At 38.1% G+C, this 20,294-nt stretch carries 16 protein-coding genes; 12 read left to right on the top strand and 4 right to left on the bottom strand.

Annotated elements, in window-relative coordinates:
* From IGK53_RS11655 to celB, 3 genes are read left to right on the top strand one after another with little or no spacing between them, the layout of a single operon-like run.
* Window positions 1-327: a PTS cellobiose transporter subunit IIA gene (locus IGK53_RS11655; RefSeq protein ID WP_002292259.1), complete on the top strand. Its 327-nt coding sequence runs from the start codon at window positions 1-3 to the stop codon at window positions 325-327.
* 15 nt (window positions 328-342) lie between these two features.
* Window positions 343-861: a hypothetical protein gene (locus tag IGK53_RS11650; RefSeq protein WP_002292261.1), complete on the top strand. Its 519-nt coding sequence runs from the start codon at window positions 343-345 to the stop codon at window positions 859-861.
* Window positions 861-2,216, top strand: coding sequence for a PTS cellobiose transporter subunit IIC (celB, locus tag IGK53_RS11645; RefSeq protein ID WP_002292266.1), 1,356 nt, complete (start codon window positions 861-863; stop codon window positions 2,214-2,216). Before IGK53_RS11650 ends, celB begins: the two co-directional genes overlap by 1 nt.
* Window positions 2,217-2,943: 727 nt before the next feature.
* Here the strand turns inward: celB and IGK53_RS11640 are convergent.
* Both IGK53_RS11640 and IGK53_RS11635 read right to left on the bottom strand, forming a co-directional pair.
* Window positions 2,944-4,449, bottom strand: a complete 1,506-nt coding sequence (locus tag IGK53_RS11640; protein ID WP_002292267.1) for a UDP-N-acetylmuramoyl-L-alanyl-D-glutamate--L-lysine ligase — start codon at window positions 4,447-4,449, stop codon at window positions 2,944-2,946.
* A gap of 105 nt (window positions 4,450-4,554) precedes the next feature.
* On the bottom strand, window positions 4,555-5,145 hold the full coding sequence (locus tag IGK53_RS11635) for a YitT family protein (RefSeq protein ID WP_002292268.1): 591 nt from the start codon (window positions 5,143-5,145) through the stop codon (window positions 4,555-4,557).
* Between the two features lie 178 nt (window positions 5,146-5,323).
* Between IGK53_RS11635 and IGK53_RS11630 the strand changes: the two genes are divergently transcribed.
* The 8 genes from IGK53_RS11630 to IGK53_RS11595 all read left to right on the top strand — a co-directional run bounded on the left by IGK53_RS11630 (window position 5,324) and on the right by IGK53_RS11595 (window position 15,508).
* A complete protein-coding gene (locus IGK53_RS11630) occupies window positions 5,324-6,970 on the top strand; it encodes a putative polysaccharide biosynthesis protein (RefSeq protein ID WP_002292269.1) in 1,647 nt (548 codons plus the stop codon).
* Window positions 6,971-7,018: 48 nt separating this feature from the next.
* Complete coding sequence (locus IGK53_RS11625) at window positions 7,019-7,738, top strand: pseudouridine synthase (protein ID WP_002292270.1); 720 nt, start codon at window positions 7,019-7,021, stop codon at window positions 7,736-7,738.
* A 358-nt stretch (window positions 7,739-8,096) separates the two neighbouring features.
* Window positions 8,097-9,044 (top strand): ABC transporter permease, encoded by a 948-nt coding sequence (locus IGK53_RS11620; RefSeq protein WP_002292271.1) that lies wholly within the window; start codon window positions 8,097-8,099, stop codon window positions 9,042-9,044.
* 11 nt (window positions 9,045-9,055) lie between these two features.
* A complete protein-coding gene (locus tag IGK53_RS11615; RefSeq protein WP_002329923.1) occupies window positions 9,056-9,976 on the top strand; it encodes a carbohydrate ABC transporter permease in 921 nt (306 codons plus the stop codon).
* Between the two features lie 36 nt (window positions 9,977-10,012).
* A complete protein-coding gene (locus tag IGK53_RS11610; RefSeq protein ID WP_002329924.1) occupies window positions 10,013-11,473 on the top strand; it encodes an ABC transporter substrate-binding protein in 1,461 nt (486 codons plus the stop codon).
* A gap of 255 nt (window positions 11,474-11,728) precedes the next feature.
* Window positions 11,729-12,343 (top strand): YesL family protein, encoded by a 615-nt coding sequence (locus IGK53_RS11605; RefSeq protein WP_002329925.1) that lies wholly within the window; start codon window positions 11,729-11,731, stop codon window positions 12,341-12,343.
* Window positions 12,336-14,060 carry a sensor histidine kinase gene (locus tag IGK53_RS11600; protein ID WP_002292278.1) on the top strand — a complete coding sequence of 575 codons (1,725 nt, stop codon included), beginning with the start codon at window positions 12,336-12,338 and terminating at the stop codon, window positions 14,058-14,060. Before IGK53_RS11605 ends, IGK53_RS11600 begins: the two co-directional genes overlap by 8 nt.
* Before the next feature lie 2 nt (window positions 14,061-14,062).
* A complete protein-coding gene (locus IGK53_RS11595; RefSeq protein WP_002292279.1) occupies window positions 14,063-15,508 on the top strand; it encodes a response regulator transcription factor in 1,446 nt (481 codons plus the stop codon).
* A 140-nt stretch (window positions 15,509-15,648) separates the two neighbouring features.
* On the opposite strand, the gene IGK53_RS11590 is transcribed toward IGK53_RS11595, so the two are convergent.
* Window positions 15,649-17,802, bottom strand: coding sequence for a GH92 family glycosyl hydrolase (locus tag IGK53_RS11590; protein ID WP_002290949.1), 2,154 nt, complete (start codon window positions 17,800-17,802; stop codon window positions 15,649-15,651).
* Window position 17,803: 1 nt separating this feature from the next.
* Entirely contained in the window at window positions 17,804-18,850 is a 1,047-nt protein-coding gene (locus tag IGK53_RS11585) for a GntR family transcriptional regulator (RefSeq protein ID WP_002290950.1), read from the bottom strand.
* A gap of 150 nt (window positions 18,851-19,000) precedes the next feature.
* Here IGK53_RS11585 and IGK53_RS11580 point away from each other — a divergent pair, with 150 nt between their 5' ends.
* Window positions 19,001-20,290, top strand: coding sequence for a glycoside hydrolase family 125 protein (locus IGK53_RS11580; protein ID WP_002290952.1), 1,290 nt, complete (start codon window positions 19,001-19,003; stop codon window positions 20,288-20,290).
* The last annotated feature ends 4 nt before the right edge of the window (window positions 20,291-20,294 follow it).

The raw sequence follows: 20,294 nt of genomic DNA, 5'->3' as shown, positions 1-20,294 counted from the left end.
ATGGCTGAAAAAATAAACAGTGAAACGCTACAAGTGACGTCTTTTGATATCATTTTTCATAGCGGAAATGCACGAACACTGATACATGAAGCATTTCGCTCGATGCGTAAGGAGCTGTTTGAAGAAGTAGAAGAGAAGTTGCGACAAGCAAATGAAGAGATTCTTCATGCGCATCAATCACAAACTCAACTTCTGAAAGAATATGCTAGTGGGACAAAAATAGAAATGGAAATTATCATGGTCCATGCACAAGATCATCTGATGACGACGATGACATTATTGGAAGTTGCACAGGAAATGAATTATTTGTATCAAAAAAATAAATAGAAAGGAAGATTTATTGTGCAGGATACAGTAAAAAGGAAAATCGAATTAGAAAAAAAGCAACTTAGTTTGAAAAACATGTATTTCAATCGTTATCTGTTCGTACGCTATCTGACTGCCTTTTTCTTTTTCATGAACATGCAATGGATGATTCTGCTTCTATCAGCTAAAAGTTTAGGAAGCAGTTTACCAATGGTTCTACTTTTAGCTATTTTGCCTGCAGTAGGAGAACAAGTAAAGCTTTATCGAAAGCACCAAACGAATGTTCCATGGACAAAGCGGTATTTTTTGTTTCAGGGTGTCTGCAATATATTATTGATTCCAGTGTTGTTCACCTCAGGATTTACACTCTTGTATCCTTTTATGGCAAATAACAATAGAGGACAGCTATTTGTTTTCATTCTTATTGTAAGCGGTATTTTTGTCAGTGTATTTATCCAGTATCGTTTAAAGAAAATTTCGCTCAATCAAGATCAGCAGTATATCCGTATAAAACAATATGAAAAAGCGTTGTATTTAGGAAAGGAGAATAATTAATGTTTGATTTTTTGCAGAAATACCTGATGGGACCTATGGGGAAAATTGCGCAACTTAAAATCGTTCGGGCTGTCATGGCAGCGGGGATGGCTTCTATTCCTTTCACGATCGTAGGTTCGATGTTTTTGGTTTTGAATATTTTGCCATTACCGTTCCCATTTTTAGAAGGATTTTTTAATGCAACTTTTTTCAAAGTTAGTGACTTGTACATGATCGTCAATACAATGACGATGGGTATTTTATCTATTTACTTTGCCATTGTGTTTGCTTATGAATTAACGTCAATTGAACGAGATGAACAAAAGTTGAATGTTAATCCGCTCACGGGGGCATTACTATCTGTTTTTGCATTCTTTATGTGTATCCCTGAGTTGATCATGACCGATGGTAAAATCAGCTTGATTGCTTCTATCAATGAGACAGAAACTGTAGTAAATGGGATACGGATGGGCTCTTTTGTCGAACGTTTAGGAACTTCAGGAATCTTTACAGCTATTATTATGTCGATTATTGCGGTCGAATTGTATTGTATGTGTGTCAAGAGAAATTGGGTCATAAAAATGCCAGATGTTGTTCCGCCGGGAGTTTCTCGTTCTTTCACCGCTCTGATCCCAACATTTGTCATTGCGTTTGTGGTGATGATCATCAATGGATTATTAGTTGCACTAGGAACGGATATCTTCAAAATGATTGCTATCCCATTTGGGTTTGTTACGCAGCTGACGAATACGTGGCTTGGTGTCATGGTGATTTATTTCTTGATCCATGCATTGTGGATCGTAGGTATCCATGGAGCGAATATCATCACTTCTTTCTTGACCCCAATCGTATTAGCTAATATGGCAGCTAACGCACAAGGCGCAAATTATCCGTTGGCAGGAGAATTCAACAATTCTTATGTAACCGTTGGTGGATCAGGCGCGACCTTAGGATTGATCATCTTTATTGCATTCCTCGCGAAATCGGATCAGCTGAAAGTGTTAGGAAAAGCCTCTCTTGTACCAGGACTATTCAATATCAACGAACCAATTATTTTCGGGATGCCAATCGTCTACAATCCCTATTTAGCGGTTCCGTTTTTCTTAGCACCGATGGCTTCTGCTACACTCGCTTATTTTGCCATTCGGCTGGAAATCGTTAAACCGATGCTTGCACAGATGCCGTGGCCTTCACCAGTTGGAATTGGCGCATTTGTCGGCAGTGGGGGTGATTGGAAAGCAGCTGTGCTAGCTGTCTTTTGTGCAATCATCGCATTCATTATCTGGTTCCCATTTATTAAATTTTATGATAGTAAATTATTGAATGAAGAAAGAGAAAAGGCAGCAGAATCAGCTAGTGAAAAGTCAGCTAACTGATTTCTAAGAAAATAGAGCGTGGGACAAAAGTAAAGAACACTTTTGTCTCACGCTCTAAACACGTATAAACTGCGGAAGCAGAAGCAACTCCTTCGGAAATAAGCTGAAATTCACAAAAATTTGAAAAGCAATTTTCGTGAATTCCTTCTTATTTCTTGGAGTTAAACGCTTCTGTCCCAGCCTCTATTTATTATAGTCAATATGATTCGAACGAAGTATCAAGGCAGAATACCGAGCGACTGAAGCAAACCTAGGCATGTGAATATCAGATAAACGACTAGAAAAAATAGAGCAACCCTTCCGCCTAAGCGCGCGAAAAACTTAGTCTGATGCTTCCGACTCATCAAGTAAGAAAAAAGTAGCAGTAACCATCCAACAATCGATGCATCAACTGGCAAATGGAGATTTCTGAAAATAACGGCCCCCATTTTGCCACTTTGCAAATTCAAAGTTAGAAAAATGACAGAAAAAAGATACCGTTAGCTAAGTTGAAAAATTTTTTCATAATAACCACTTTTATATTATTGAAAAGACAGGAATAATAAACTAAAAGCAACGATAGAAGAGCCAGTAATCAAAACAAATAAAAGCGCTATCTTTAAGAGGCATGATAAAGAAACAATAAAAATTATTGTAGTTCCGGCAACTTTTCTTGATAATTCCATAGACGGGACGCTATGAAAAGTTTTCTTTTCATGGCGTCCCGTCTACTAGAATATAAATAACATTATTCTTCAATCAACCGCTTCACGATTGCATAATCCCCTTCGTAAGGTTCATCTACACCATTGATTTTTTGATAGGGATCAACCCCTTTTCCCGCAATGACGACTGAATCCTGCGGAGTACTTTCTGCTAAAGCACGCCGAATCGCTTCAGGACGGTCCATTTCATAATGAACGATCAATTCTGGATTAGTAATTGCTTCATTGATTTCTTCCGCGATTTTTTGCGGATCTTCAAATGCTGGGTCATCTGCCGTCAAAAAGGCAACGTCAGCTGTTTCTGATAGCACTTTTCCAAAATCATGTCGACGGGAGATTGCTTTGTTCCCTGGGCTGCCTAATACAACAATTACACGACCGTCTGGATGTTCATTTTTGGCAAATTCCAGCAATGTTTTCAAACTTAGATAATTATGTGCGTAGTCCACATAGACATGCGCCCCATTTGATTGGATCAATTGATCCATTCGGCCTGGTACACGAGCTTCTTTTAATCCGGCTTGTGCATCTTGACTGGAGGCACCTGTTAGTGCTGCGGCAATGATCGCACTGGCTGCATTTTCTTGATTGAATCCTCCGGCCAGCAAAATATCATAAGCAGTATCGCAGATAGCTAAGTGATCTTGACGAGAAGATAAAGTAAACCCGTGGGTACCTTTGTCTGAATGAATCACTTGATAATTGCTTTCTTCCGAACGACCATAAGTGATCGTTGGGATCTGGAATAGATCGGCGGTTTCTTTAAGCAAATCAAAATAGTCACTTTCGTGATTCAAAACAACTGTTTTTGAGTTTAAGATCAATTGACGCTTGCAATAGAAATAGTCATCAAATGTCGGATGTTCGATCGGACTGATATGGTCAGGCGAGATATTCAAGAAGATTCCTACATCTAAAGTCAACCCGTACACACGTTGTGTTTTGTAAGCTTGGGAAGAAACTTCCATCACTAGATGAGTCATACCATTTTTAACTGCTTCTGCCATCATACGATATAAATCTAATGACTCAGGCGTTGTTAAATGGGATTTGAAATACGTTTTGCCATCTAGCGTTGTATTCATCGTAGAAAGCAATGCAGTTTTTTTATTCGTTGTGTGATCCAAGATTGCTTTAGTAAAGTACGCAGCAGTTGTTTTACCTTTTGTTCCAGTGAATCCAATCACTTTCAATTTATTTTGTGGATAGTCGTAAAAGGCCATAGCAAGAAGTGCCATTGCTTTACGAATATCCGTCACAATGATGCCTACTGCTGAATTTTCATATGGCTGCTCTGATACATAATATTGGATACCTTGTTCGATCGCTGAATCCAAATATTCTTCTTTGAAATTCATTCCTTTACAGAAAAACAGAGTAGAAGCATCAGCTTTTCTTGAATCATAACTTAACTGAAGAAATTCAGCTTTTTCTGGTACATCAAGATGCCAGCCTTTTGTTGAAACAAATTCTTTTAATAGATGTTCTTTTAATAGTAAATGACGGATGTCTTCTAAAGAGAAGCTCATTGATTGATCCCTCGCTTCATTCAATTTCTTGATTTATTATAGCACACTCTTTTCAATATATCGTTTGATATATATCGTTTGATTCCGCTGTGACAAAATCCAGCTTTATTCAAATTTTCTTGACACAGGGGACAAGCGGATGAGTATTTTCATAAACAATGAACTGACTGTAATAGATAGGAGAACGAACAGTGTCTCCAACCATCCAAATACATAATAATTCAAAAAGATGATAAGGCTATTCGTAAGTAACAGTCCTTGCGGCATTGGAAGCCGAAAAAATTTGTGAAAAATAATTGGCGGTATCGTTATCCCGCCATTTGAGGCTCCGACGGTGTACAATGTGTAAACGCCAAGACTGAACAAAAGACTTCCTGAAATCAGTGAGAAGAAATGAGAGGAGAGCATTTCCACTTTTGGAACGATTTCTAAAACAACAGGAAAAAGCAGACTTCCCGCTACAGTTTTAAAAAATATTGATTTTCCTAATAGAACAGCGGCTAGAAGCAGCATCATAAGATTGATGCTCCAAACAGTAACTGAGCGTTGGATAGAAAAGGCCGTTTCAACTAAATGTCCGATTGCGCCCACTCCGGCGGAAGCTATATCATGAGGGAGCAAGAACCAATTCAATCCAACTGTGATAAAGAAAAGACCTAAAAATATAACGGGTAGTTTTTTTATTTCTTGTGTCATTGATATCTCCTATAAATGTTAGCCATAAAAGGCTGTATATTTCTTTACTTTACCAAAAAAACGAAACCGAATTCAAAAAAACAATCGTTCTTATAAAAGTTATATAAAATCGATTGCCAGTTTCTGTTTTACCAATTAAAATGATAGTAATGTTTTGTAGAAAGTTGGAATCTGACCGATGGATAATCAAAGAAAACCAGCATTAGATCAATTATCACCGCAAGAAAAAATGGCACGAGGCTCTGCTTGGATGACCGCCAGTAATATCATTTCAAGGTTGCTAGGAGCTGTCTATATCATTCCTTGGTATGCTTGGATGGGCGAAAATGCTAAGGCTGCCAATGGATTATTCAATATGGGGTACAATATATATGCATTGTTTCTACTGATCTCTACAGCAGGAATACCCGCGGCGATCGCAAAACAAACCGCGCGATATAATTCGTTGAATGAATATGGCACTTCACGACGATTGTTCATCCGGGCATTACAGATGATGGGCGGGTTAGGTCTGTTGTTCGCTTTGTTCATGTACATCGCCTCTCCTTGGCTAGCTCATGCTTCTGGTGGCGGAGAAGAACTGATTCCAACGATGCGCTCTTTGAGTATCGCTGTATTGGTTTTTCCTTGTATGAGTGTGATACGAGGGTATTTTCAAGGGAACCAAGAGATGATGCCTTATGCGCTGTCGCAGATCGTTGAACAAGTTGCACGTATTTTTTATATGCTGTTGGCTACATTCATCATCATGAAAGTCATGAATGGCGATTATGTGACGGCGGTCACGCAATCAACTTTCGCGGCATTTATCGGTATGCTAGCAAGTATCCTTGTCCTTTTGTATTTTTTGAAGAAACATCAAGCGTATACATCTGCATTTATCCACTACAGCGAAAACAAAGTAAATATTGCAACGAAGGAATTGTTGTTAGATACCATTAAAGAAGCAATACCGTTTATTATCGTTGGTTCAGGGGTAACAATCTTCAAATTAGTCGATCAATTCACTTTTATGAGGGTCATGTCTGCATCCACTGAATATTCCAATGCACAGTTGCTAGATCTTTTTTCGATTTTTAGTGCCAATCCAGATAAATTGACAATGGTAGTTATCGCATTGGCAACATCGATCGCGTCTACCGGGTTACCGTTGATTACAGAAGCTGTTACGTTGAAAGATCGAGTAGGACTGGCAAAATTGACGAGCGGAAATTTACAACTGTTTTCATTTTTTATGTTTCCAGCGACATTTGGTGTCATGTTACTTGCCTATCCGCTCAACACATTATTTTATACACCAGATTCTCTAGGAAGCAATGTACTGATCCAAGCAAGTTTTGTAGGACTCTTCTTAGGGTTATATATGCTAGTTTCCAACATGCTGCAAGGAATGTTTGAAAACAGGGCGGCAATCAATTATTTGGTTGTTGGGTTTCTGGTGAAACTACTTCTTCAATATCCAGCCATTCGTTTATTTGAAGTGTATGGCCCTTTATTAGCGACAATGCTCGGGTTTGCTGTGTCTTGTACCTTGATCTTAAAGAGGATCCATGAAGTAGCTCGCTTTAAACCAAGTTTTGTCTGGCGTAGGACATTACTGATCTTTATTCTTACCTTGATTATGCTTTTTGCTTCGTGGATCACAAAGATGATTTTTGGGACTTTCTTAAATGAAGATAGCAAATTCCAGTCTCTATTATTGATTCTTGCAGTAGCAGGTATAGGGGCATTGGTGTACGGTTATTTAGCTTTGAAAATCCGTTTGGCAGAAAGACTACTAGGACCAGGAATAGCGCGTTTACGACACAAATTAAAAATAAAATAAGTGAATGGGAAGAGCAGAATCAATGCTCTTTTGAAATGGGGGAAACGCATGCGTTTAGATAAATTTTTAGCAGATATGGGACTTGGTAGCCGCAAAGAAGTCAAAGGATTGATCAAAAAAGGAACGATTGAAGTCAATGGACAAGTGGTCAAAAGCGATAAAGCGCAAGTAAACGAGTTTGAAGATACGGTTACTTATTTAGGAGAAATCATTGCGTATCAAAAAGATTTTTATTATATTTTGCATAAACCTGCAGGAGTCATTTCTGCTACTCAGGATAATCATGATCAAACCGTAATCGATTTGTTGGAAGATCAAGATTATCGGGAAGATCTTTTTCCAGTTGGCCGATTGGATAAAGACACGGAAGGCCTCCTGATTTTAACGAATGATGGGGTATTTGCCCATCAGTTATTATCACCAAAAAAACACGTGGAGAAAGAATATCTAGCTGAGGTTAACGGCATAATGACAGAAGAAGATATCCGTTTATTTGCAGAAGGACTGATTATTGATGGTGATGAGCAGACATTGCCGGCAAAACTCCAAATCGATCAAGTAGATCAAGAGTCAGAAACTTCAATTATCCGTCTGATTTTGCATGAAGGGAAGTTTCACCAAGTCAAGCGAATGGTCAAAGCAGTAGGAAAAGAAGTCTTATATTTAAAAAGAATCCGTATGGGGAATTTTTGTCTTCCTAAAGATTTGAATAGAGGGCAGTATCGCCCCATGACCAAAGAAGAGCTAGAACAAGTGAGAGAAAAATAAGTGAATGGACAGCTAAAAGAATAAGCAGTGTAGTTGTAGCGCCATCTGAAAAGCAGACTTATCCGTCTGACTTTTGGATGGCTTTTTTGTGAAATTTCGGCTTATTTCCGTAGAAGCTACTTCTGGAACACCGTTTGTTCGGAAGAAGGGACTGTGACAAGACTTTTGTCACAGTCCCCATTGCTCGTTGTGACTCGGAGTTAGATAGCAAGGTCACGATCTGTCTAATACTCAGGACAAAACGCTGATTTCACAACCTCTCCTATACTTTGTTTCATTTTCCCTATACTTTGTTTATTTATTCTCATTATTGAAAGCGCTATAATAACGTTGCGAATGAATCGAAAGGGGTTTTTAGATGAAAAAACGAAAGGGGTTCAATCATTTTTTTATGAATCTATGGCGTTATAAAGCACTTGTCCTGATGGCTGTACCGGGTATGCTTTGGATGATTTTTTTCTTTTACATACCTGTAATGGCGAATGTCGTAGCATTCAAAAATTTTCATATTTCAGCAGATGGGTTCCTGGCTAGCCTGAGGGAAAGTCCTTGGGTGGGTTGGGAAAATTTCAAATTTTTATTTTCTTCGGACCAAGCATTTCTCATCACTAAAAATACAATTTTATATAATGTGACATTTATCCTTTTAAATCTGTTCATTTCAGTCGTATTTGCAGTCATTATGAGCGAGTTGAGAAATAAACGACTTGTTAAAGTTTATCAAACGATGTCGTTGCTCCCTTATTTTCTATCTTGGGTCATTATCAGTTACTTCGTTTACGCCTTTTTAAGTCCCGACAAAGGAATATTCAACCAGTGGATTACTGGACACGGAGGAGAAGCTGTCAATTGGTATAATGAACCGAAATATTGGCCATTTATCTTAGTATTCATCGGTACATGGAAAGGGATTGGTTATAACAGCATCATTTACTTTGCATCTGTTATGGGAATCGATCCGACTTATTATGAAGCTGCTATGGTTGATGGAGCTAGCAAATGGCAGCAAATCAAACATGTGACTATACCACAACTGATTCCATTGATGACGATTTTAACGATTTTAGCCGTAGGAAACATTTTTCGAGCTGATTTTGGCCTGTTTTATAACATTCCTAGGAATTCCGGTGCATTGTACGATGTGACTCAAGTTTTGGATACGTATATCTACAATGGGCTGACATCCACAGGAGATTTTGGTATGACGGCTGCTGCAGGCCTTTATCAATCAGTTGTCGGTTTTGTCTTATTGATGATCACAAATACGGTCGCCCGTCGTTTTGATAGCGATTCTGCATTATTCTAAGGAGGAAAAAAATGAAAAAAAAGAAAGTGGAGAGAGTCCAAGTCCGTTCTTTCAATAAGACGACCAATTTTTTCTCTAATATAATGATTGCACTCTTTGCTATTTCCTGTGTTTTGCCATTCATATTTGTTATTGCCATCTCTGTTACCGATGAGTCCATATTGTCGACGCACGGGTACAGTTTTTGGCCAGAAAAATTCAGTCTATTTGGTTATACGTATTTATTCGACCAGATGCAGGATAAAATTTTGCAAGCGCTTTTCGTCACTGTACTTGTTACTGTTTTAGGTACCCTGATCAATAGCACGGCTACTTCTTTATATGCTTTTGCGATTTCGCGGTCAAACTTTCCATTCCGTCGTTTTTTTACCGTTTTTTGTTTGATTACGATGTTGTTCTCACCAGGAATGGTAGCCAATTATCTTGTTATGACAAATCTTCTCCAGTTAAAAGATACGATTTGGGCATTGATCTTGCCAATGGCTGTCAGCCCCTTCAATATTATTGTGATGCGCACATTCTTTAAACGTTCGGTCTCTGATTCGATTATTGAATCGGCGCGGATCGACGGAGCTAGCGAACTTCGAATATTCGTTCAAATCGTTTTACCGTTAGCTGTTCCTGGTATCGCGACAATCAGCTTATTTGCCGCATTGGGCTACTGGAATGACTGGTTCAATGCTTTACTATACATTCAAGATGATAAGCTGGTTCCACTACAGTATCTTTTGATGAAAATCCAAAGTAATATTCAATATCTGACGCAAAATTCAGGAGCAGGAAGCCAATTGACAGGTGGGCTAGCTTCAGTTCCAGGAGAATCCGCCAGAATGGCGATCGTAGTTATCTCTACGTTGCCTATTGCGATCAGCTATCCATTTTTCCAGAAACATTTTGTCAAAGGTCTAACGATCGGTGGAGTAAAAGAATAAAAAAATATAAAAATCATAAAACTAGGAGGAAGAAAAATGAAGTTATGGAAGAAACTAGCCTTTACAGGTGTTTCAGCATTATTGGTAGGTACATTAGCGGCATGCGGAGGTTCTGGTTCTAAAGAGCAAGCAGAAGCTAGTGATTCGGACACTTTGCAGATGTATCAAATCGGTGATAAACCGGATAATTTCGATCAATTGATGGAAGTGGCAAACAAACGAATCGAAAAAGAGATTGGTGCAAAAGTCAATATCAATTACATTGGTTGGGGCGATTACGAAAAGAAAATGAACGTCATCATTTCTTCCGGAGAAAATTACGATATCGCCTTTGCGAACAACTATGTTTCCAATGCTCAAAAAGGAGCCTTTGCTGATTTGACTGAATTAGCGCCTAAGTATGCTGAAAAAGCGTATAATGATTTAGATGAAGCTTATATCAAAGGAAATTTGGTGAATGGGAAATTATATGCCTTTCCAGTAAATGGAAATGTCTTTGCTCAACAAGTACTTACTTTTAACAAAGCTTTACTAGATAAATATGATCTTTCAATTGATGGAATCCAATCTTACGCTGATGCAGAAAAAGTTTTGAAGGAATTCCATGAAAAAGAACCAAACACGGCCGCTTTTGCCATTGGACAAGGATTCAAAGTCCAAGGAAACTTTGACTATCCTTTAGGGAACACTTTACCATTTGCTATTGATCTGGATGGAGATGATTCAAAAATCATCAACCAATACGACAATGAAACGTATATCGGACTGTTGCGTACGATGCATAGCTGGTACAAACAAGGACTCATTCCAAGTGACGCTGCAACGAGCAATAAGGACTATCCACTAGAAGGAAATACTTGGCTGATGCGTGGAGAAACACAAGGACCCTATGATTATGGCGATACGATTTTGACAAATGCAGCAAAACAAGAACTAGTTTCAAAAGCAATTACTGTTCCATTGAAATCTACAGCTCAAGCACAAATGGCAAATTTTGTCGTATCCAATACTTCAAAAAATAAAGAAAAATCAGTAGAACTTCTAGGCCTACTTAACAGTGATCCAGAATTATTGAATGGACTTGTTTGGGGAATCGAAGGAGAAGCATGGGAAAAAGTCGATGGTTCAGAGGATAAAATCAAATTGCTAGATGGTTATCAGCCAAACACACATATGTCTGCTTGGAATACAGGAAACAATAAGATTCTATATACACAAGAGTCCATTACGGATGACATGATTGCCAACCGCGACCAATCGATTGCTGAAGCAGAAACTTCACCGATTTTAGGGTTCAGCTTCAACACGGACAATGTAAAAACAGAATTAAGTAATATTTCAAATGTCATGAACCAGTATTTGGATGGATTGAATACAGGAACTGTTGATCCAGATGAAACATTGCCGAAATTAAAAGAAGCTTTAGATAAAGCTGGTTATGACAAGGTATTGAAAGAAATGCAAAAACAATATGACGAGTTTCGACAAGAACAATAATGAATAAAGACAAAGAGGTTGTGACAAAAACGTGTCGCAACCTCTTGTTCCGAATGAATGGTGTTCAAAACCTTGTATCTGCGGCAATCAGCCCAACCGAACGAAAAACGTAGAGAGCTATTTTTGTTCGGCTGTTCTTATTACTTGATGCAGGGCAGCTCTTTTACAACCTTTAATACTCAGGTCATGGTGCTGATTGCCCAACCTTTTTTTGTATAATGAGAAAGTATAAACTTAATGTTTGGAGGAGAAGATATGTTAGGGAAGGTTTTGGAAGAGTTGTTTATCCGGATCTGGGTCGTTATAAAACTAACCTTATATTTCTGGATATACACGTTTGTCGGCGGAATCATCTTTGGATTAGGTACGGCATGGAAAACAGTCAATGAGTTATTTTATTTACATGGATTCGAGTATAAAGAAATCACGTTAAAAAGAGGCTGGAATATATATAAAAGAAATTTTTTAAGAGGAAATCTGCTATTTAGTTTATTTTTATCTAGTACTGCTTTATTGAGCTACAATCTATATCTATCTGTTCAAATCAAAGGGCTCATTTTTTTAGCTATTGATTTTATTTTGCTTTTTGCCTTGTTTTGCCTATTTGCTACTTATCAATACAGTATGATTTTAGACAGTGAATATACGATCTCTGTTCCTAATCTGCTAAAGCTGAGTTTTATTTCGTTTTTTTCCAGCTTTTCGTCTTTTCTAAAAATAATTATTGGTAGCAGTGTAATTATAGCTGTGACTTGGCAATTCAAAGGATTGATTTTATTTGGTGTCATTGGTCTTTTGACGGTTTGGAATGGTACGATGACGAAACAGTGGCGTGAAGAGTTAGATAAACAGTTGGAAAGTTATGAATAAAATCCGGATTCTATTTTCAAAAGGAACCTTACTGAATCGGCTATTACGGAAATATGCGGTTATCATGATTGGTGTAACGATGACTGCTACTGTTATTTTTAGTGTCCATACGTGGGATCAAAACCAAAAGCAGGCAGAAAACATGACAAGTGATGCCGTTCAAAGTACAAGCAGAATGCTGAATGACAAAACAACTTTGAGTAGGATCATTAAAAACCAGCTTGTAGGTGATTCCGAAAAAATCGAAAATGTCACTACCTACTTAACAAAACCCATAGATCAGTATTTGATGTATGTATATGAGCAGCAAAACAGTACCGACGAATTAGTTTCTTTCCCAAATCAAATCAAAGATCTTTATATAAATTATGAAGAACTAAGTGCGATATATATCGTGTTGAATCAGCTACCGGAGTACTATGAATCCTCTAGAGAAAACAAAGGCGGAGAAGTAAAAGCCGGAACGCCGAAATTACTAGACGCCTTTTATATCAAGTTGCCTATCACCCAAGGAGGAGCTGAGTCAGGCAGTATTTTTATCGGTTTCCAAAAGAAAGAGCTAGATACGATTTTAGAGAATCTAACGTCATTCAATGGACTCTCTTTATACATGATTTCTGGCACGACAAATCGCTTGTATACGTTCCATGATAATAAAATAGCTAAAGAAACATTTGGAAGACAAGAAACGATTATCTCAGAGAGTCTTCAGAAAAATTCACAATTGCCAATTGCTAATCTGAGAAAAAATAATTTTGTTCAGCATCAAGAACTGTCGGATGATTACCGAATATTAGCTGTATTAGATAAAAAAAGCGTAAAAACCGAAACGGGGAAAAACCTTGCCCCTCTGATTGTCGGTATCATTGTTTTAGACAGTATATTGCTTATCTTTCTTTATAAAACATTCAAACGATATTCACAGCAAATATCCGTCGTCATGCAGGCAATGGAGCAAACAGCAGCAGGAAATTTAGAAACACGGATTGATACAACAAAAACGGAATATGAACTAAAGGAACTTTCGATCGGTATCAACGAAATGTTGGATAGCATCAATCAATTTGTCGAAGACATCTACAAACTAGAAATCAAACAGCAAGATGCACATATGCGGGCGCTTCAAGCACAGATTAATCCGCATTTTTTATACAATACATTAGAATATATCCGAATGTATGCAATCAGCGAAGGAAGCGAAGAATTAGCAGATGTTGTATATGCTTTTTCTGCCTTGCTCCGAAACAACACAAATCAAGAGAAGACGATCACTTTGAAAGAAGAATTGGACTTTTGCGAAAAATATGTCTATTTATATCAAATGCGTTATCCTAATCGAGTGGCCTATCATTTTATGATCGATCCTGATTTGGAAAAGATTGAAGTACCTAAATTTGTGATTCAACCATTAGTTGAAAATTATTTTAAACATGGTATTGATTTTACTCGATTTGATAATGCCCTAAGTGTCAAAGTCTTACAGGAAGACAAGCGGGTAAGGATCATCGTCAAAGATAATGGAAGAGGGATGACTGAAAAACGGCTAAAACAGGTGGAAGAAAAACTGTCTCATCCCAAAGTGGAACTTCACGAATCAATCGGTCTGCAAAACGTGAATGAACGTTTACGTGCCAACTTCGGCAGCAGTTATTACATGTCGCTTGAGAATAATGAGACAGGTGGACTGACTGTTTCTATTACATTCAAGGAGGGGTGAATATGTACCAGGTGTTATTGGTAGATGATGAATATATGATTTTGAATGGGTTAAAAAAGATAATTGATTGGAAAAGTTTAGGGTTCCAAATAGTAGCAACAGCGGAGAATGCCAAAGAAGGACTATCTGTCCTTGAACAACAACGGATTGATCTAGTGGTAACGGACGTGACGATGCCAGAAATAAACGGACTGGAATTTATTGAAGCAGCTCAAAAAGAACATCATAATTTTGAATTTATGATTTTGTCCGGGTACCAAGAATTTGATTATTTGAAAGGAGGCATGCAATTAGGTGCGGTGAATTATTTGATGAAACCCGTGAATAAGTTCGAATTGATTGAAAGCCTCAAGAAAATCAAAACACGGTTAGACCAGCAAAATGAACAAAAAAATCAGCAAGAAATCTATCAGGAACTATTATTCAGTCAATGGTTGAATGAAGAGTTAGATGAAGCAAGTGAAGAAGAAATAATAGGACAAATCAGTGAGAAACAGCATAGAATAGTATTGATCCAATTATCAAGAATTCATGATCCTCTTATCAATACATGGTTGAAAGAACACCAGCAAATCTTTTATTATCAAAGAAATTATGGAGACCGTATATTGATTACGCTGTTGTTGGAGGCAGATGAAGTTGATGGATTCTGCTGTTTTGTCCAAGAAAACATCCCTGATCAGGAATGGCTGATCAGTATCGGGGAAGAGACAGATTCATTGGACAAGATCCCTGAAACATTCCAACAAGCGAAAGACAATCTACAATTACATCAATTTTATGGAGATAAAGACGAGCATGTTTTTTACGCAATACAAGCAACAATAAAAGAGCAAACCATCGATTTTTCAAGTTTCAGACGTGTGTTGCAAAATAAACGATTAGATGATGCCCAAAAAATGATCACTGATTTTTTCGAGCAATTTCAGTTAGCAGCCATGATGCCGGAAGACATCCGGTACTCCAGCTTTTTACTGTTTATGGAGATTCAACGGGAATTGATTGATCTAGAAGATGAGGAATATTTACAAGGAATCGAAAAAATTCATCAGGCAAAAACGGTGCAAGAACTCCACCAGCTACTTCTGTCGTTCGTCCAAAAGCACCAGAGACAGAAAAAATACAGTGGCAATGTAGAAAAAGTAATCGAAATCCTGCATCAGCATTATCAAGAACCACTTACACTCAAAGAAGTGTCAGAAAGTTTGCATTTAAATGTCATGTATTTAGGGCAGTTGTTCAAAAAAGAAACGAAAAAAAGTTTTTCAGCTTATTTGAACCATTTACGTATGGAAAAAGCAAAGCAGCTGCTTTTGCACAGTAATCAAAACGTCAATGAAATAGCAAGTGAGATTGGCTACAACAATACCACGTATTTCTCTAAATTATTCAAGAAGATTGTCGGCAGATCCCCTAAGGAGTATCGGGAAAAAAGAGGAGAATCCTAAAAAAAGAAGCGTATGGAATGAATCAATGTTCAAAAGTTTGCATCTGCGGTAATAAGCCCAACCAAACGAAAATAGGAGGAGCTATTTTTGTTTGGCTGTTCTTATTACTTGATGCAGGACAGCTTTTTCACAACCTTTTGTTAGTTATCGTTTGATAAGGAAAAAGGCAAATCTTTTGATCGATACTTCTTAGGATGAGGGACGATACCTAATTGGTAAGAGATCTTGCCGCCTTTCAGCAAATCTTGATGAGTAAAATATAATTTCGTATATTCTTTGTCCATCCGTTTGATTTTATGGATAAATTGCTGTTGTGGCCGATTAGGAGTGGTTTCAATCGTCAATTCCTTTCCATTTGACAAAAGCACAACAGCCTTGTCCATTAAAGGCATACCGATAACATATTCACCGGTCCCTGGTGTGACAGGATAGAATCCCAGACTATTGAAGATATACCAAGCAGCCATACTTCCGTTGTCCTCATCTCCAGGGTAACCCGTTGAAGAATCGTCGAAAGTTTGAGTCATCAATTGTTTAAGCAATGGCTGTGCCATTTCGGGTTGTCCAATATAGCTGAACAAGTATGGGTAATGAAAACTTGGCTGATTGGAGATAGCTAACTGCCCAAATTCTATCGCAGCCATCTCGCTCATTTCATGAATCTCAAAACCATATCCTCCTGTTTCAAATGTCGGAGATTGATTGCACAAATCAATGAGTTTTTCTTTGAATCTCTCACTGCTGCCATATTTTTCGATCAACCCTGCAAAATCATGATAAACAGCAAAGCTGCTTTGCCAAGCACTGCCTTCTGCATAATCTTGTCCCCAACGATGAGCAGAAAATGGTTCTCTGAATTTGCCATTTTTATCTTTGGAACGCATCCATCCTGACTCATAGTCAAAAATATGTTGATAGTTCAATGATCGTTGCTGATATTTTTTCACCGTTTCGTCCTCTGCTAGTACTTTGGCAACTCGACTAATACAAAAGTCGCTATAAGCATAATCTAGCGTATGATTGACCGATTCATGGTAGTGATTAGGAACATAGCCGTATGTCAAGTAATCCTCTGTCCCTTGTCGTCCATAATTTGAATGATTACTTTGAACTGTAGCGCCTTTCTTCATTGCTGTTAGAAATTCCTGCATCAAGTCTGGCCGAATATCTTTCACAGCAGCATCTGCAACGACCGCATCGATCAATGTCCCAGGCATTAGTCCACGTTCGTCAGGAGACAGCCATTTTGGCAAATAACCAGTTTCTCTATAGCTGTTCAAGAAACCTTCCAGCATTTCTTCGTACTTTTCTACAGCAATCAAAGAATAAAGAGGATAAACCGTTTTATACGTATCCCAAAACCCGTTATTTGTATAGAGAACGCCAGGTTTCACAGATCGGCTAGTCGTATCATAGTGGATTTTTTGCCCGCTAGGATCCATTTCATAAAATGTTTGCGGAAATAAAAACACCCGATAGAAGTTATGATAAAACGTCCGCAATTGTTGTTGATCATGGTGTGTGAGCTGTATACGATCAAAATAGGATTGCCATTGTTTCTGGCTGTTAGCAAGGTAAGTCTCTTTGCTTTGGTTTTGTTCTAGTTCCAAGTTATAAGCTGCTTGTTCCGGGCTGATAAAAGATGTCCCGAATCGGATGGTTTGTTTTTTTGTCTGTTCAAAATACAACGGGATCGAATCGCTATTTTTGTTGGAAACAGCTAGCTCATCAGTTGTTAAAGGATATTCAAATCTCAATATGAAATAAAAAGAAAAATCAGGATCTTCTGAACCAGCAAAATGTGTGATTTTTCCTTCCACTGTGTAAGGATCTATAACAAAGAGCTGATGACGTCCCGGAAAGGATAAAAGTAAACCGCTATCATTTCTGCTGTAATCAATAGATAAGATTCCGCCATACATACTGGGTATCAATGTAGAGCGGATGCCATAACGCAATTGACGGATCGACAGATGAGTCGGACAAAATATACTTTCTTCTGGGCGGTAAGAACTTTGCGCATGAAAAAGGGTATTTTCCTGTAATTTACCATTGATTGGCGTGAGCAGCATATGACTGAAATCGCCCATCCAAGGACTTGGCTGATGGGTAAGTCGATAACCTTGAAAAACACGATCCTCAGGATGAAACCACCAGCTGCCGTTTTGATCGGTCGTTTGCGGTGCAAAATAATTCATCCCAAAAGGAACGCCAGTGTAAGGCTGGCAGTTCCCGTTAGAGAAATTTGGCTGATTAGCTGTGCCATGTCTAGTATCTATTTGACCGATATTCATTTTATTTCTCCTTTGTTGATTGTCTTTTGATAAATGAAACTGGAAATTTGCTGTCGGAAGGACGTTCGTTTGTCTCTAACCAAGTGATCAAAGCCTCTCCAGCAAGCTTGCCTAACTGTTCAAAATCTTGTGCAATGGTTGTCAGCGGTGGATCAACAAGAGCAGCTGCTTGGATATCATCAAATCCGATGATTGAAAAATCTTCAGGAACATGATAATCATGCTGTCTCAAGAAATTCATCGTCTGGATAGCGACAACATCGTTTTCGCAAACAAAAGCGGTCACTTCATACTTAGTGATATAAGAAAGCAATTCATCGAATGTCGCGCTTTTGTCATCCAGCGAAGTGTGGAAAGCTAAACCAGCTTTGTCCAATGCTTCAAGGTAACCAAGGTAACGCTGACGTACGGATTGTGGATGAGTCTGTGCACCAAATAAATAAGCGATTTTTGAATGTCCCTGTTCGATCAAATGAGAAGTAGCGAGCACACCACCTTGGAAGTTGTCGGAAAGCACGGTAGGAAAAGGCAATTCATAGATTTTTTTATCCAATATGATGACAGGGAATTCTTTTAATGACAGCTCAAAAAGCAAGTCAAGATGCTGTTCTGTATCAAAGGCATAATAAATTAATCCATCAAATTCATGGATGAGTTCTTTTGCCGTTTTATTTTGTAAAAAATCATGTGTCGTCATCATGACATCCATCTGTTTATCCTGCATCACAGGATTCAATCCCTTGGTAAAATCACCAACAGATAAATCAGCGACATATGGAAGAAGAAACAGAATCCGCCGTGTTTTTGTAGGAGAAGGAAGCATCTGCTCCGGAGCAGATGATTTAACAAAACTGCCTTTCCCACGTACGCGATAAATCAGCCCTAATTGTTCTAATTCAGTCAATGCACGTTTGGAAGTGATTCTGCTTACTTTATAAGTATGGGAAAGTTCCTTTTCAGTTGGTAGTTGGCTATCCACAGGTAATTCACCAGTTAAAATAGCCGTTTGCAAATCATTAAATATTGTCTGGTACAATGGTTGATTCATATAAACACCTCTTAATGATATATCATATTCAAATAATACCATAATAGATGAAAAAGTAAATAAAAAGTTATTTTTTTTGAAAGCGTAGACATAAAATGCTGCAAGAGATATAATCTTTAAAGATATATCAAATGAAAAGAGGAGATTTGTATGGTTTATAAAGATATACCAAAGTCGGTGCAAAAATTTATGGATGATATCACACAAAAATGCGGGAAAACCCATGCGGACTGGGCAACGAATTTTACAGCAGCATTTGCCAACACGCTATTGACAACAGTCAAAAAGCAAAATGACGGTACTACTTTTCTATTGACAGGAGACATTCCTGCAATGTGGTTGCGAGATTCTACTGCACAAGTTCGTCCTTATTTAGTGATTGCAAAAGAAGATGAGGAACTAGCTGACATGATTAGTGGGTTGGTCAAAAAACAATTTTTTTATATCAACATCGATCCATATGCGAATGCCTTCAATGAAGAAGCGAACGGTGCAGGACACCAAACAGATCACACAAAAATGAACGATTGGATCTGGGAAAGAAAATATGAAATTGATTCTTTATGCTACCCGATACAGTTGGCCTATCTTCTTTACAAAAATACAGGAAAAACGGACCAATTCAACCCAACTTTTATTGAAGGGATCAAAAAAATCTTAGGCGTGTTCGAAACAGAGCAGGATCATGAACACTCTCCTTATACATTTGTACGAGATACGACAAGAAAAGAAGATACGCTGATCAATGACGGACGAGGAGCCAAAACAACTTTTACAGGTATGACATGGTCTGGGTTCCGTCCTAGCGATGATGCTTGCCGTTACGGATATCTGGTACCATCCAATATGTTTGCGGTGGTCGTGTTAGGTTATGTGGAAGAAATTTTCCAAACGATACTCGATGATAAAGAAATTGTACAGAAAGCACAAATATTGAAGAAAGAGATCCAAGAAGGTATCCAAAATCACGGACGGACGGTTAATCAAAAAGGGCAAACGATTTATGCATACGAAGTAGATGGAATGGGGAACGCGACGGTCATGGATGACAGCAATGTGCCCAATTTGATCGCGGCACCTTATTTGGGTTACTGTTCGGAACAAGAGGAAGATTATCTTCAAACAAGAAGAACATTGTTGAGTAAAGAGAATCCATATTTTTATGAAGGAAAGTACGCAAAAGGAATTGGTTCTTCCCATACGCCAAAAGAGTATGTTTGGCCGATTGCGTTAGCTATGGAAGGAATGACAACACCAGATAAATCTGAAAAAGAACGGCTATTGAATTTGCTTGTAGCAACTGATGCAGGAACACATCTTATGCACGAAGGATTTGATGTGAACAATCCTGAAAATTATACGAGAGAATGGTTTTCTTGGGCAAATATGATGTTTTGCGAATTAGTTATGGATTACTTTGATATTCGAGTAGAAAAATAGGAGG

Origin of the sequence: Enterococcus sp. DIV1224, from assembly GCF_050555455.1 — a bacterium.
In the GTDB taxonomy this organism is placed as follows: Bacteria; Bacillota; Bacilli; order Lactobacillales; family Enterococcaceae; genus Enterococcus_B; species Enterococcus_B lactis.
Note: the sequence above shows the minus strand (reverse complement) of the source record. Positions and strands in the feature narration are given on the sequence as shown.